We start from the raw sequence: 13,988 nt of genomic DNA on the forward strand, positions 1-13,988 counted from the left end.
TCGGGAAGGCGGGCGGCGATGGCCACCGAAGGGGCGACCACGGAGCCGGACGGCGGGGCAGCAACCCGCACGGCACGCGTTCCCAAGTACTACCGACTCAAGCGGCACTTGCTCGACATGACCGAGACACTGCCGCCCGGCACCCCGGTCCCGCCGGAGCGCACGCTCGCGGCCGAATTCGACACCTCGCGGACCACCGTCCGGCAGGCCCTCCAGGAACTGGTCGTAGAGGGACGACTGGAGCGGATCCAGGGCAAAGGCACCTTCGTCGCCAAGCCCAAGGTCTCCCAGGCACTGCAACTGACCTCGTACACCGAGGACATGCGGGCCCAGGGTCTCGAACCGACCTCCCAGCTCCTCGACATCGGCTACGTGACGGCCGACGACACCCTCGCCGGACTGCTCAAGATCACCACCGGCGGACGGGTGCTGCGCATCGAGCGGCTGCGCCTGGCCAGCGGCGAGCCGATGGCCATCGAGACCACGCACCTGTCGGCGAAGCGCTTCCCCGCGCTGCGCCGCTCGCTCGCCAAGTACACCTCCCTCTACACCGCCCTCGCCGAGGTGTACGACGTCCACCTGGCCGAGGCCGAGGAGACGATCGAGACCTCGCTGGCCACGCCGCGCGAGGCCGGCCTGCTCGGCACCGACGTCGGCCTGCCGATGCTGATGCTGTCGCGGCACTCGCTGGACGCCGACGGGGAACCGGTGGAGTGGGTGCGCTCGGTGTACCGCGGGGACCGGTACAAGTTCGTCGCCCGCCTCAAGCGCCCCGCCGTCTGACCTCGTACGTTCGGCCTCCGTCCGAGACCGTCCGGCCCCGCCCGCCGGACCCCGGCCTACCGAATTCCTTCACATACCGGAATGCGGACGGACCCTTACGCTCACCGGGCAATCCCCCGTAGATTCCCTGCCCTTACGCAGATGATCGACGAGGGGACGAGGTCATGCCTGAACCGGAAGCAACAGGGACAGAACGGGACACGGCGGGCCCGGACACCACACCGGGCTCGCCCTCTCCGAAGTCCATCGCCGTGTGGGTGCTCGTCGGACTCGTCGGCGCCCTCGGCTGGGGCGTGCTGGCGCTCTCGCGCGGTGAGGAGATCTCGGCCGCGTGGCTGCTCGCCGCCGCGCTGGGCTCGTACGCCATCGGCTACCGCTTCTACGCGCGCTTCATCTCGGACCGCGTGCTCAAGGTGGACAAGACGCGGGCCACCCCCGCCGAACGCCTCGACAACGGTGTCGACTTCCATCCCACCGACCGCCGGGTGCTCTTCGGCCACCACTTCGCCGCCGTCGCCGGCGCCGGCCCGCTCGTCGGACCGGTGCTCGCCGCGCAGATGGGCTACCTGCCCGGGACCATCTGGATCGTCGCGGGCGTCATCTTCGCCGGCGCCGTGCAGGACATGATCACGCTGTTCTTCTCCACCCGGCGCGACGGCCGCTCGCTCGGCCAGATGGCCCGGGACGAGATCGGCCCCGTCGGCGGAGCCGCCGCCCTGGTCGCCGTGTTCGCCATCATGATCATCCTGCTGGCCGTGCTCGCGCTGGTCATCGTCAACGCCCTGGCGCACTCCCCCTGGGGCGTGTTCTCCATCGGCATGACCATCCCGATCGCCCTCTTCATGGGCTTCTACCTGCGCGTGCTGCGGCCGGGCCGGGTCACCGAGGTCTCCACCATCGGTGTCGCCCTGCTCCTGGTCGCCATCATCGCGGGCGGCTGGGTCGCCGAGTCCTCCTTCGCGGGCACCTTCACGCTGGAGAAGGAGACGCTGGTCATCTGGATGGTCGCGTACGGCTTCATCGCGTCGGTGCTGCCGGTGTGGATGCTGCTCGCGCCCCGCGACTACCTCTCCACCTTCATGAAGATCGGCACGATCGCGCTGCTCGCGCTGGGCGTGGTCATCGCGATGCCGATGCTGAAGATGCCCTCGGTCACGGACTTCGCCGCGCGCGGCGACGGCCCGGTCTTCGCCGGCTCGATGTTCCCCTTCGTCTTCATCACCATCGCCTGCGGCGCCCTGTCCGGCTTCCACTCGCTGGTCGCCTCGGGCACCACCCCGAAGATGATCCAGAAGGAGACCCAGGTCCGGGTCATCGGCTACGGCGCGATGCTGACCGAGTCCTTCGTCGCCGTCATGGCGATCATCGCGGCCTGCATCATCGAGCCCGGCCTGTTCTTCGCGGTCAACTCCCCCGGCGGGGTCATCGGCACCACCGTCGAGTCCGCCTCGCAGGCGGTCACCAACCTCGGCTTCGCCATCTCCCCCGAGGCGCTGACCCAGGCAGCGAAGGACGTGGAGGAGGCCAGCCTGCTGTCCCGTACGGGCGGCGCACCGACCTTCGCACTCGGAATGTCGGAGATCTTCTCGTCGGTGATCGGCGGGGCCGGCATGAAGGCCTTCTGGTACCACTTCGCCATCATGTTCGAGGCACTGTTCATCCTCACCACCCTCGACGCGGGCACCCGCGTCGGCCGGTTCATGCTCCAGGACACCCTCGGCAACCTGCACAAGCCGTTCAAGGACGTCAGCTGGAAGCCCGGAGTCTGGCTGGCGAGCGCCATCGTCGTCGGGGCCTGGGGCTACTTCCTGTGGGTGGGCATCAAGGACCCGCTGGGCGGCATCAACCAGCTGTTCCCGCTGTTCGGCATCGCGAACCAGCTGCTCGCCGCGGTCGCCCTGGCCGTCTGCACCACCCTGCTGGTCAAGTCCGGTCGCCTCAAGTGGGCCTGGGTGACGGCCGTCCCGCTGGTCTGGGACGTGGCCGTGACGCTCACCGCCAGCTACCAGAAGATCTTCTCCGACAACCCGAAGATCGGCTTCTTCGCGCAGCGCAGCACCTACCAGGAGGGCATCGACGCCGGGAAGGTGCTCAAGCCCGCGAAGAACATGGACGAGATGCACACCGTGGTCACCAATGCCACGGTGGACGGCGTGCTGTCGGCCCTCTTCGCGGCGCTGATCGTCATCGTGCTCCTGGACGCGGCCCGGACCTGCCTGAAGGCCGTCCGCAAGCCGGAGTCGGTGACCCTCACCGAGGTCCCGTGGACCGAGTCGAAGATCGTCGCCCCGGCCGGGCTGATCCCGACGCCCGAGGAGCGGGCGGAGCTCGCCGCGGCGGGCCTCGACTCGGGCGGCGGACACGTCAAGGAGCCGGTGGCGTGAGCACCGTACGGAGCGTGCTGGCCCGGGCCCGGTTCTACGTACGGGAGTTCTCGGGGGAGGCGGCGTACGACCGGTACGTCGCCCACGCCCGCTCCCACGACCCGGACGCGGAGGTCCTCACCCGCCGCGCCTTCGAACGCGCCCGCACGGACGCCCGCGAGGCCGACCCCCGCAAGGGCTTCGGCTGCTGCTGAGTCACACCGGAGGGCCCCGCCGAAATCCGGCGGGGCCCTTCGCGCGCCTCCGGCACACTCGAACGCATGGACATCACGATCAGACCGGTACGGCCCGCCGAGTACGCGGAGCTGGGCGGGATCACGGCGCAGGCCTACCTCGCCGACGGGCATCTGGACTTCAACGAGGACGACGCCTACCTGAACGTGCTGCGCGACGTGGCCGGCCGGGCGGCCCTGGCCGAGGTGCTCGTCGCCGAGCGCGACGGGCGGATCCTGGGCGGGGTGACCTTCGCCGCACCCGGGAGTCCGCTCGCCGACATCGCCGGCCCGGACGAGGCCGAGTTCCGGATGCTCGCCGTGGCCCACGAGGGGCGCGGCCAGGGCGCCGGCGAGGCTCTGGTGCGGGCGTGCGTCGAGCGGGCGCGGGCGATCGAGGGCGTGTCGGCCGTGGTGCTCTCCACCCAGCGCAGCATGGCCGGCGCCCACCGGATCTACGCGCGCCTGGGCTTCGTACGCGTCCCGGAGCGGGACTGGGCGCCCATCCCGGGCCTGACACTTCTGGCGTATCGGCTCAAGCTGTAGCCACGCCGACACTACATGTGGGGGTTGCCTCATAGGGGCGCCCCCACATGTATGCTCAAGGCTGCTGTCGCCGCAGGGGAATCCGGTGTGAATCCGGAACTGTCCCGCAACGGTATGAAGTGTCCGGCTACCGGACACCAAGTCCGATGACCTGCCGGCAGCGCGCCCGGCTCGACCGAACCGGGTGCCGACACGTCCGGGCCTCGCGGTTGGGCCGGTGGACGCCATGCGGTGTGAACGCGTTCCTGCCACGCCCGCATGCGCCCGCTCGCGCCCCGCTCCGCCGATGACCGGGCCGAGCGAGGGAGAGCTCCCGCCGTGACCATCGCGCCTTCCGCACCGCGCGCCGAGTCCATTTCTGGCGACAACACCGAGGGCCCGGGGGCCACGCTGCTGCGTACCCTCACCGAACTTACGGCGGACCTCCCCGACACCGACCCCGGCCGCGTCGCCGCCGCCGCGCTCCGCGGCCGCAGCTCCGCCGCCGACGAGGCCGAACTGCGGGGGCTCGCCACCGAGGCCGCCGCCGGTCTGATCTCCGAGGACCCCGCGTACTCGAAGCTCGCGGCCCGGCTGCTGACGCTGGCCGTGCGCGACGAGGCCGCGAGCCAGGGCTCCACCTCCTTCTCGGCCTCGGTCGAGGTCGGCCACCGCGAGGGCCTCATCGCCGACCGCACGGCCGAGTTCGTGCGGACCCACGCGAACCGCCTGGACGCGCTGGTCGAGCACACCCTCGCCGAGGGCGCCGACGACCGCTTCGGTTTCTTCGGCCTGCGCACCCTGCACAGCCGCTACCTGCTGCGCCACCCGATCACCCGTCAGGTCATCGAGACCCCGCAGCACTTCATGCTGCGCGTGGCCTGTGGCCTCGCCGCGGACGAGAGCGTCCAGGCCCTCGAGGAAGTGGCCTCGCTGTACCGGCTGATGAGCCGCCTCGACTACCTGCCCTCCTCCCCCACCCTCTTCAACTCCGGCACCCGGCACCCGCAGATGTCCTCCTGCTACCTGCTGGACTCCCCGCTGGACGAGCTCGACTCGATCTACGACCGCTACCACCAGGTGGCGCGCCTGTCGAAGCACGCGGGCGGCATCGGCCTGTCGTACTCCCGCATCCGCGCCCGCGGTTCCCTGATCCGCGGCACCAACGGCCACTCCAACGGCATCGTGCCGTTCCTGAAGACCCTCGACGCCTCCGTCGCCGCGGTGAACCAGGGCGGCCGCCGCAAGGGCGCCGCCGCCGTCTACCTGGAGACCTGGCACGCGGACATCGAGGAGTTCCTGGAGCTCCGCGACAACACCGGTGAGGACCAGCGCCGTACGCACAACCTGAACCTCGCCCACTGGGTCCCGGACGAGTTCATGCGCCGCGTGAACGCGGACGCCCAGTGGTCGCTGTTCTCCCCGGCCGACGTGCCCGAGCTGGTCGACCTGTGGGGCGACGACTTCGACGCCGCCTACCGCAAGGCCGAGGCGGAGGGCCTGGCCCGCAAGACCATGCCCGCCCGCGACCTGTACGGCCGGATGATGCGCACCCTCGCGCAGACCGGCCAGGGCTGGATGACCTTCAAGGACGCCTCCAACCGCACGGCGAACCAGACCGCCGAGCCGGGCACGGTCGTCCACTCCTCGAACCTCTGCACCGAGATCATCGAGGTCACCAACGACGGCGAGACGGCCGTCTGCAACCTCGGCTCGGTCAACCTCGGCGCGTTCGTGCTGACGGAGACGGGCGAGATCGACTGGGAGCGGCTGGACGAGACCGTCCGCACCGCCGTGACCTTCCTCGACCGCGTGGTGGACATCAACTTCTACCCGACCGAGCAGGCCGGCCGTTCCAACGCCCGCTGGCGCCCGGTGGGCCTGGGCGCGATGGGCCTCCAGGACGTCTTCTTCAAGCTGAAGCTGCCCTTCGACTCCCCCGAGGCGAAGGCCCTCTCCACCAGGCTCTCCGAGCGCATCATGCTCGCGGCGTACGAGGCCTCGTGCGACCTGGCCGAGCGCAGCGGCCCGCTGCCGGCCTGGGAGCAGACCCGCACCGCGCGCGGCGTCCTGCACCCGGACCACTACGAGACCGAGCTGAACTGGCCGGAGCGCTGGGAGGCGCTGCGCGCCCGCGTCGCGACGTCCGGCATGCGCAACTCGCTGCTCCTCGCCATCGCCCCGACGGCCACGATCGCCTCGATCGCGGGCGTGTACGAGTGCATCGAGCCGCAGGTCTCCAACCTCTTCAAGCGCGAGACGCTCAGTGGTGAGTTCCTCCAGGTGAACGGCTACCTGGTGGAGGAGCTGAAGGCGCTCGGCGTGTGGGACGCCCAGTCCCGCGAGGCGCTGCGCGAGGCCTCCGGCTCGGTGCAGGGCTTCGGCTGGATCCCGGCGGAGGTCCGCGAGCTGTACCGCACGGCGTGGGAGATCCCGCAGCGCGGTCTGATCGACATGGCGGCGGCCCGTACGCCGTTCCTGGACCAGTCGCAGTCGCTGAACCTGTTCCTGGAGACGCCCACCATCGGCAAGCTCAGCTCGATGTACGCGTACGCCTGGAAGCAGGGCCTGAAGACCACCTACTACCTGCGCTCGCGCCCGGCCACGAAGATCGCCCGCGCCGCGTCCGCGTCCGCCGTCCCGGCGGCCGCCACTCCGCTCCCGCAGGCCGTCGACGCCGACGCCCTGGCCTGCTCCCTTGAGAACCCCGAGTCCTGCGAGGCCTGCCAGTAATGAGCTCCAACAACAAGAACCTCCTGGACCCGGGCTTCGAGCTCACGCTCCGCCCGATGCGCTACCCGGACTTCTACGAGCGCTACCGGGACGCGATCAAGAACACCTGGACCGTCGAGGAGGTCGACCTCCACTCGGACGTCGCGGACCTCGCGAAGCTGACGCCGGCCGAGCAGCACATGATCGGCCGTCTGGTCGCGTTCTTCGCGACGGGCGACTCGATCGTCTCGAACAACCTGGTGCTGACGCTCTACAAGCACATCAACTCCCCGGAGGCGCGCCTGTACCTGTCGCGCCAGCTGTTCGAGGAGGCCGTGCACGTCCAGTTCTACCTGACGCTGCTCGACACCTACCTGCCCGACCCGGACGACCGGGCGGCCGCGTTCGACGCGGTCGAGGAGATCCCCTCCATCCGCGAGAAGGCGCAGTTCTGCTTCAAGTGGATCAACGAGGTCGAGAAGCTGGACCGGCTGGAGACGCAGGCCGACCGCCGCCGCTTCCTGCTGAACCTGATCTGCTTCGCCGCGTGCATCGAGGGCCTGTTCTTCTACGGCGCCTTCGCGTACGTGTACTGGTTCCGCTCGCGCGGCCTGCTGCACGGCCTGGCCACCGGCACCAACTGGGTGTTCCGTGACGAGACCATGCACATGAACTTCGCGTTCGAGGTCGTGGACACGGTCCGCAAGGAGGAGCCGGAGCTCTTCGACGACGCCCTCCAGCAGGAGGTCACCGACATGCTGAAGGAGGCCGTGGAGGCGGAGCTGCAGTTCGGCCGCGACCTGTGCGGCGACGGCCTGCCGGGCATGAACACCGAGTCGATGCGCGAGTACCTGGAGTGCGTCGCGGACCAGCGTCTGGTCCGCCTCGGCTTCGCGCCGGTGTACGGCTCGCAGAACCCGTTCTCCTTCATGGAGCTGCAGGGTGTCCAGGAGCTGACGAACTTCTTCGAGCGCCGTCCGTCGGCCTACCAGGTCGCGGTCGAGGGCACGGTCGACCTGGACGAGGACTTCTAGGGTCCCCGGTCCTCCAGGGTCCCCCGTCGGGACGCGGTGAACGCCGCGAAGCCGGGATGCGGTTCACCACCGCGTCCCGGCTTCTCGCGTTTCCGGCGCCCGATCGTCCGGCTTCCCGTGTGCACGGTCGCCCCGGCTCAGTGGGCGACGGGGCCCCAGTGCATCCGGGTGTGCCGGGCGCGGTACCCGCGGACGGTGGGGGGCATGCCGCCCGCCTTCTGGCGCGGCAGCCACACGAGCCGGGTCTCGACGGCTCGCAGCTGCCGGTCGATCCGGCGGTCGCGCAGGACCCCGTACAGGCTGGGGGCGAGCACCAGCGTGGCGACGGCAAGGACGGTGAGGTAGCTCAGGAACGTGTTCATGTCTCCACTCTCCTCCCGTGGGGAAAACTCGCACAGTGGCAGGACTGTCATGAAAGAGCGAATTACTGCCACACTGGATCCATGCTGACCAACGTGGCCGTGGCCCTCCTCGACGAGATCGCCCCCTTCGAGTTCGGGATCTTCTGCGAAGTCTTCGGAATCGACCGCAGCGATCACGGACTGCCGGTGTACGACTTCGCCGTCTGCGCGGCGGAGGAAGGCCCCCTGACCATGTCCGGCACCGGTTTCACGGTCACCCCCGAACACGGGCTGGACCGGCTGGAGAGTGCCGACCTGATCTGCGTGCCCGCCTTCCGGGACGCGGGCACCCGCGTGTACCCGGAAGCGCTCCTGGAGGCGCTGCGCCGCGGGGTGGAGCGGGGAGCGCGGGTGCTCAGCGTGTGCAGCGGCGCGTACGCGCTCGGGGCGGCGGGGCTGCTGGACGGCCGGCACTGCACCACGCACTGGATGCACGCCGCGACGCTGGCCCGGCGCTTCCCGCGGGCTCTGGTCGACCCGGACGTGCTGTACGTCGACGCGGGCCCGGTGATCACCTCCGCCGGCACCGCCTCCGGCATCGACGCCTGCCTGCACCTGGTCCGCCAGGAGCACGGGGCCGAGGTGGCCAACACCATCGCGCGGCGGATGGTCGTACCGCCCCACCGGGACGGCGGGCAGGCCCAGTACATCGAGCGGCCGCTGCCGCGCACGTCCTGCGACACCGTGGGCGAGGTGATCGAGTGGATGGCCCGCCACCTGGAGGACGAGATCACCGTCGAGCAGCTCGCGGAGCGCGCGCACATGTCACCGCGCACCTTCGCCCGCCGCTTCCTCCAGGAGACCGGCACCACCCCGTACAAGTGGGTGCTGCGCCAGCGGGTCCTGCTCGCGCAGGAGCTGCTGGAGTCGACCGGCGAGACGGTGGACGCGATCGCCGGCCGCTGCGGCTTCGGCAACGCGGCCGCGCTGCGCCACCACTTCCTGCGGACCCTGGGCACCACGCCGAATTCCTTCCGGCGCGCCTTCCGGGGCCCGCAGGCGGCCTAGGGGTTAGGCGTTCGGGACGGTCTCGTAGCGCGGGGTGCCCTCTTCCATCTGCCGCAGGGCGTCCTTGCGGTCCCGCTTCGAGAGGCGGTCGATGTAGAGGTAGCCGTACAGGTGGTCGGTCTCGTGCTGGAGGCAGCGGGCGAAGTAGCCGGTGCCGCGCACCTTGATCGGGTTGCCCTGGGCGTCCTGGCCCTCGACCTCGGCGTAGTCCGGGCGGGCCAGCGAGGCGTAGGCGGTCGGGACCGACAGGCAGCCCTCGTTCGAGTCGTCCAGCACCCGGGTGCCGGCGGGCAGCTCGACGAGCTTCGGGTTGACCACGACACCGGTGTGCCGCGCGCCGTCGTCGTCCGGGCAGTCGTAGACGAAGACCTTGGCGTCCACGCCGATCTGGTTCGCGGCCAGGCCCACGCCCTCGGCGGCCTTCTGGCTGGCGAACATGTCGTCGATCAGCTGCGCCAGCTCGTCGCCGAACTCGGTGACGTCCTTGCACTCGCTGTGCAGGACCGGGTTGCCGACGACGGTGATCGGGCGGGCGGTGCCGCGCTCACGGTGGGCGAGCTCGCGCTCGGCACAGTCCTCCGTGTCCACGACGTACCCGTCGTTCACGACCTCGACGCCGACTACCTCGTTCTCCTGCTGTGACATGTCCGCCGTACGCCTTCCGTAAGTCCAAGTCACCGGTGGTCGCCAATGGCCACCGATGTGCCCGTACAGCCTACGGCCCTGCTCAGCAGACTTCTTCGAGATCCCGCCACTCACGGGTGCCCGGGCTGTCCGCGACCCAGCCGTCGAGCAGTCCGCGCACCAGACCGGCCGGCGCCGCGATCCCGCATTCCCGCTCGGGCACCCACAGGGAGCCGGAGCCGGCCGTGCGGTGCCCCAGCGGTCCGGGATGCCCCGGCTCGCTGTGGTCGTGCGGATCCAGGTGCTCGCCGTCGCCCTCGTCGCTGGGCATCTCGCTCTCCGAGCAGGTCCGGCACAGCAGCCGCACCGACGAGGACCAGTCCTCGGCGGCGAAGCCCGCGTCCGACGCCAGCTGCTCCAGCGCGTCACGGTCCGCCTCGGTGGCCGCCTCCAGCAGCACCACCCAGGTCGGCACCGGCGACGGCGCCCACAGCTCGATCTCGTCGAAGACCGGGTACGAGGGGCCGGCCGCGGTGATCCGCTCGCCGTGCGGGACCCCGTCGTGGAGGACGACCTCGCCCCAGCGCCGCCCCGAGGAGGGCAGCGGGATCGACAGGACCTCCAGCCGGGCCGGGTCCAGCCGGCGGCCCCAGACCACCTCGGCCTCGCCCTCGGGCGAGAGCCGTACGGCCGCGCTGCCGAGCTCCATGCCGACCGGTTCGCCGCTGCCCTTGCCGCCCGCGCCGTGCGCGTCGCCGGGCACCTTCAGCCCGTACGCCTGCCAGGCCCGCCGGGCCAGTGGCCAGTCCTGGAGCGCGGTCGCGGCGATGCCCACGTTCCACCAGTCCGGGGCGCCCGTCTCGCGGTCCAGCAGGGCCACGGCGCGCAGTCCCGCGGACCGCGCCTGCTCCCAGTCGTGCCGGAACTTGTGCAGCAGGGCCAGATTGAACCAGGACTCGGACAGCCAGGGCTCCAGGTCCGCCGCTCTGGTCAGGAGCGCGCCCGCGTCCTCGTACCGCCCGTCGCCGATCAGCGTGAACGCGCGGTCGGTGGCCTGCCGCCACGAGGCGGAGGGCCGATGCCGTACCTTCCCGAAGATCCTCACGATTCCCGCCTGCCTGGGGGCACCCTCCCGGCGGTAGCCGGGGGACAACGGTGCAGCCTTGCGGACACTCTTACTGGCATCCAACCATGCCCACTCGGACGGCCGCTCATTACCCATGGGTTACCCAGGTCGGACGGGAACAACTCTGTCACGTCCACCCCTGGCCAGAACCCTCGCCAGGCACTCCACGACCTCCGGCTGGTAATCGTGCCCGGTGCCCAGCCGGAGCTGTTCCAGGGCGGCCAGTGAGCCGCCCGGGTGACGGCTCCCGCCGGCGGCGCCGGTGAGGTCCTCGTACGCGTTCACCGTGCGCACGATGCGGGCCAGGACGGGCTGCTCCCGGTACGGGTCCGCCTGCCGCTCCACCACCACGGCGACCTCCGCGGGCACCCCGGTCTGCCGGGCCACCTCCCCGCCCAGCCCAGCGATCCGGCGGGCCTCGGCGGCCGGCAGTTCGGCGGTGGCCCCGTCCGGGACCGGGTCGACGAGGGACAGCTGGCCGATGTCGTGCATCAGGGCGGCGTACTCCAGCACCGTGATCTCCCGCTCCGACAGGCCCAGCTCCCGGCCCACGGCGCAGCTCAGGGCGGCGACCCGGCGGGCGTGGCCGGGCCGGGTGTAGCCGGCGATCTCGGTGGCGCGGGCCAGGGAGGTGATGGTCTGGCGGTAGGTGGTGCGGATCGCGGTGATCCGGTGGAAGGACAGCTGGGTCAGCAGCAGGGGCACGCTGAAGACGGGTATCGCCCACAGGCCCGCCACGGCCGCGCCGAGCGCCATCACGACCCCGGTGGCGCAGATCGCCGCGCCGATGCCGAGCTGGGCGCGCAGCTCGTCGCGCAGCAGCGGACCGTACGGCCAGCCGGTGGCGGCTCCGGCCAGTGCTGCGGCGAGCACGGCGTCGCACAGGGCGGTGAGGCCGAGCAGGCAGAGCAGGAAGAGGACGAGCCACGGGCCCTGGCCCACCCGTTCCTCCAGCCGGCCGGAGTTGTAGAGCGGCTGGAAACACACGGCGGCGAAGGCGACGGTGAGCACCCGGCGGGAGAGGTGGTCGAGGGCGGGGCCGCGGCCCCGGGCGATGTGCGGGACGATCCCGGCGAGGGCCGCCGCGACGACGACGGCGACGATCTGGAGCGCCCCGTGCCGGGTGGGCTGGCCGGCGTTCTCGCCGAGCAGCGCGTAGGCGAGGGCGCCGGCGGAGGCCAGCGGTGCGGGCAGCCGGTCGACGGAGTCGTCCTGCCGCCGGTCCCGGCGGGCGAGCTCGCCGACGGCGATCAGCGCGCCGAAGGCCAGTGCGGTACCGGGCTCGACGACACCGTTCCACAGGGTGTGCCCGAGGGCGACGAGGGTGAGCACGGCCGCGGCCCCCCGCACCGTCCACACGGCCGCGGTCCTCATCCGCCCGCCCCGGCGCCGTCCGCGCCGCGGCCGGGCCGTCCGCCGGTGGCCGGAGCGTCGCTCCCCGGGCGGTCGGCCCCGGCGGGCGGCGCGTCCTGGGCGGGCAGGGCGCGCAGGGCCGTCCGCGCGGCCGATCGGGTCGTGCGGGCACGCTCGGGCAGGGCGCCGCCGTTCCTGTCGGCCGCGCCGGGAGCCGCCCGGACCCGATCGGCAGGCGGAGCCGGCGCGGCCGGTTCCGGGATCTGGCCGGGCGGTACGGACGGCCAGATCCCGGGCACCCCGGTACCCGCCACCCCGGCGGGAGCGTTTCCGCTGATCACCTGGAGGTCCTCGTCGGAGGTGACCACCGGATGCCAGCCGTGCCGGCCGATGGCGCCCGTCAGGGCCCGCACCATCGCCGGGTCGAACTGGGCGCCCGCGCACCGGTCCAGCTCGGCCAGGGCCACCGGCACCGGCCGGGCCCGGCTGTAGGAGCGGGTCGAGGTCATCGCGTCGAAGGCGTCGGCCACCGCCACCACGCGGGCCAGTACCGGGATCTGCTCGCCGGTCAGCCCGTACGGGTAGCCGGAGCCGTCGACCCGCTCGTGGTGGTGCAGGATCGCGGACCGGGCCTCGCCGAGGAAACCGATGCCGCGCACCATCTCGTGCCCGTACTCGGGGTGCAGCTCGATGATCCGGCGTTCCGCCGGGGTGAGCGGCCCGTCCTTGCGCAGCAGCCGGGTGGGGACGCCCAGTTTGCCGACGTCGTGGAGGATCCCGGCGATCCGCACGACTTCCATCCGGTCGTCGGCCATGCCCAGCTCGCGGGCGATCATCGCGGAGGCCTGGCCGACCCGCTCGCTGTGCCCGCGGGTGTAGCGGTCCTTGATGTCGACGGCCTGGACGAGGGCGCGGATGGTGGCCCGGTGGGCGGAGCGCTCGCGGTGGTACTGGGCGAAGACCCAGCAGGAGATGTACATCGGCAGCAGGACGAGGAGTGCGGCCGGGAGCCCGTACGGGCTGCGCCACATGACGGCCATCATCAGTCCGGCGAGGCCGTGGACGCAGTGCGGGACGAGGGAGAGGGTGAGCAGTCCGCGCCAGGCGGTGGCGGCGGGCCGGCGTTCGGCGGTGGCCAGGATGCCGCCGTCGAGGGCGGTGAGCACCAGGCAGAAGACGACGGCCGCGGCGGCCGCGGGGAGCATCGCGTAGGGGAAGTCGGCCACCCACCCGGGAGGCCCGGATCCGGCGGAGGGCCCTCCGCCGAGGGAGTCCGGACCGCGCAGCAGCCCGTACGCCCGGCCGGCGGCCCACGCGGCCATGGCCTGCTGGGCGCCGTGCCACACCCGGCGCACCCGGGCGGGCCGCTCGGCCACGGTTCCCGCGCAGCCGCCGGGCAGTGCCACGAGCGCGGCGGCGGCGGGCGGCAGCAGGAAGACCGCGGCGAGCACCACGGGGAAGAAGGAACCGATGCCCTCGGGCACCCGGCTGCCCAGCAGCGGGCAGACCTTGACGAGTTCGCAGCCGAGGTAGAGCACGGCGAGGAGGGCGACGGCCGCCCAGGGCGTACCGGAATCCGTGAGGGCCGGGGTGACGCACGCCGCGGCGGCGAGGACGGCGCACAGGATGTATCCGCGCGCCGCCGGCGGAAGTACCCGCATGGCGCTCTCCTCCCCTGTGCCGTTCGGGCGGCCGGGTACCGGTGCGGACCGGTACCGAATGGGGAGAATAAGTGGGGCCCGGAGCGACGTGGGCCACATTTTCGTATTGCGCCATGCGGACGCCCCCGGATTAGCACATTCGGGTGAACGAAGTGCCCTTCCGGG

General features: G+C 71.8%; 12 protein-coding genes and 1 riboswitch. Of the genes, 7 read left to right on the forward strand and 5 right to left on the reverse strand.

Translation table 11 applies throughout. The annotated features are described in order from the left end of the window. The first annotated feature begins 18 nt into the window (after positions 1–18). From ACFYZ4_RS20925 to ACFYZ4_RS20950, 6 genes are all read left to right on the forward strand, one after another. Complete coding sequence (locus ACFYZ4_RS20925) at positions 19–783, forward strand: GntR family transcriptional regulator (RefSeq protein ID WP_030709888.1); 765 nt, start codon at positions 19–21, stop codon at positions 781–783. 164 nt (positions 784–947) lie between these two features. After that, positions 948–3,167, forward strand: coding sequence for a carbon starvation CstA family protein (locus ACFYZ4_RS20930; RefSeq protein WP_351291626.1), 2,220 nt, complete (start codon positions 948–950; stop codon positions 3,165–3,167). Next, a complete protein-coding gene (locus ACFYZ4_RS20935) occupies positions 3,164–3,361 on the forward strand; it encodes a YbdD/YjiX family protein (protein WP_351291624.1) in 198 nt (65 codons plus the stop codon). The genes ACFYZ4_RS20930 and ACFYZ4_RS20935 overlap by 4 nt, the downstream gene beginning before the upstream one ends. Positions 3,362–3,427: 66 nt before the next feature. Beyond that, positions 3,428–3,925: a GNAT family N-acetyltransferase gene (locus tag ACFYZ4_RS20940; protein WP_390784539.1), complete on the forward strand. Its 498-nt coding sequence runs from the start codon at positions 3,428–3,430 to the stop codon at positions 3,923–3,925. Positions 3,926–3,966: 41 nt separating this feature from the next. Further along, a riboswitch (cobalamin riboswitch) is annotated at positions 3,967–4,099 on the forward strand. A gap of 144 nt (positions 4,100–4,243) precedes the next feature. Then, positions 4,244–6,637, forward strand: coding sequence for a ribonucleoside-diphosphate reductase subunit alpha (locus tag ACFYZ4_RS20945; RefSeq protein WP_351291620.1), 2,394 nt, complete (start codon positions 4,244–4,246; stop codon positions 6,635–6,637). Further along, positions 6,637–7,650 carry a ribonucleotide-diphosphate reductase subunit beta gene (locus ACFYZ4_RS20950; protein ID WP_351291618.1) on the forward strand — a complete coding sequence of 338 codons (1,014 nt, stop codon included), beginning with the start codon at positions 6,637–6,639 and terminating at the stop codon, positions 7,648–7,650. Before ACFYZ4_RS20945 ends, ACFYZ4_RS20950 begins: the two co-directional genes overlap by 1 nt. Positions 7,651–7,787: 137 nt before the next feature. Here ACFYZ4_RS20950 and ACFYZ4_RS20955 read toward each other — a convergent pair whose 3' ends face one another. Beyond that, complete coding sequence (locus ACFYZ4_RS20955) at positions 7,788–8,012, reverse strand: hypothetical protein (protein WP_351291616.1); 225 nt, start codon at positions 8,010–8,012, stop codon at positions 7,788–7,790. Between the two features lie 81 nt (positions 8,013–8,093). Between ACFYZ4_RS20955 and ACFYZ4_RS20960 the strand changes: the two genes are divergently transcribed. Continuing rightward, positions 8,094–9,059: a helix-turn-helix domain-containing protein gene (locus tag ACFYZ4_RS20960; RefSeq protein ID WP_351291614.1), complete on the forward strand. Its 966-nt coding sequence runs from the start codon at positions 8,094–8,096 to the stop codon at positions 9,057–9,059. Between the two features lie 3 nt (positions 9,060–9,062). Here the strand turns inward: ACFYZ4_RS20960 and def are convergent, their stop codons facing one another. The 4 genes from def to ACFYZ4_RS20980 all read right to left on the reverse strand — a co-directional run bounded on the left by def (position 9,063) and on the right by ACFYZ4_RS20980 (position 13,823). Next, a complete protein-coding gene (gene def / locus ACFYZ4_RS20965) occupies positions 9,063–9,704 on the reverse strand; it encodes a peptide deformylase (protein ID WP_351291612.1) in 642 nt (213 codons plus the stop codon). 82 nt (positions 9,705–9,786) lie between these two features. Beyond that, positions 9,787–10,788 carry a hypothetical protein gene (locus ACFYZ4_RS20970; protein WP_351291610.1) on the reverse strand — a complete coding sequence of 334 codons (1,002 nt, stop codon included), beginning with the start codon at positions 10,786–10,788 and terminating at the stop codon, positions 9,787–9,789. 120 nt (positions 10,789–10,908) lie between these two features. Continuing rightward, positions 10,909–12,183: an HD-GYP domain-containing protein gene (locus tag ACFYZ4_RS20975; protein WP_390784540.1), complete on the reverse strand. Its 1,275-nt coding sequence runs from the start codon at positions 12,181–12,183 to the stop codon at positions 10,909–10,911. Beyond that, positions 12,180–13,823: an HD-GYP domain-containing protein gene (locus ACFYZ4_RS20980; protein WP_390784541.1), complete on the reverse strand. Its 1,644-nt coding sequence runs from the start codon at positions 13,821–13,823 to the stop codon at positions 12,180–12,182. Before ACFYZ4_RS20980 ends, ACFYZ4_RS20975 begins: the two co-directional genes overlap by 4 nt. Positions 13,824–13,988 lie beyond the last annotated feature (165 nt).

The sequence above is a fragment of the Streptomyces sp. NPDC001513 genome, from assembly GCF_042894695.1.
Taxonomy (GTDB): Bacteria; Actinomycetota; Actinomycetes; order Streptomycetales; family Streptomycetaceae; genus Streptomyces.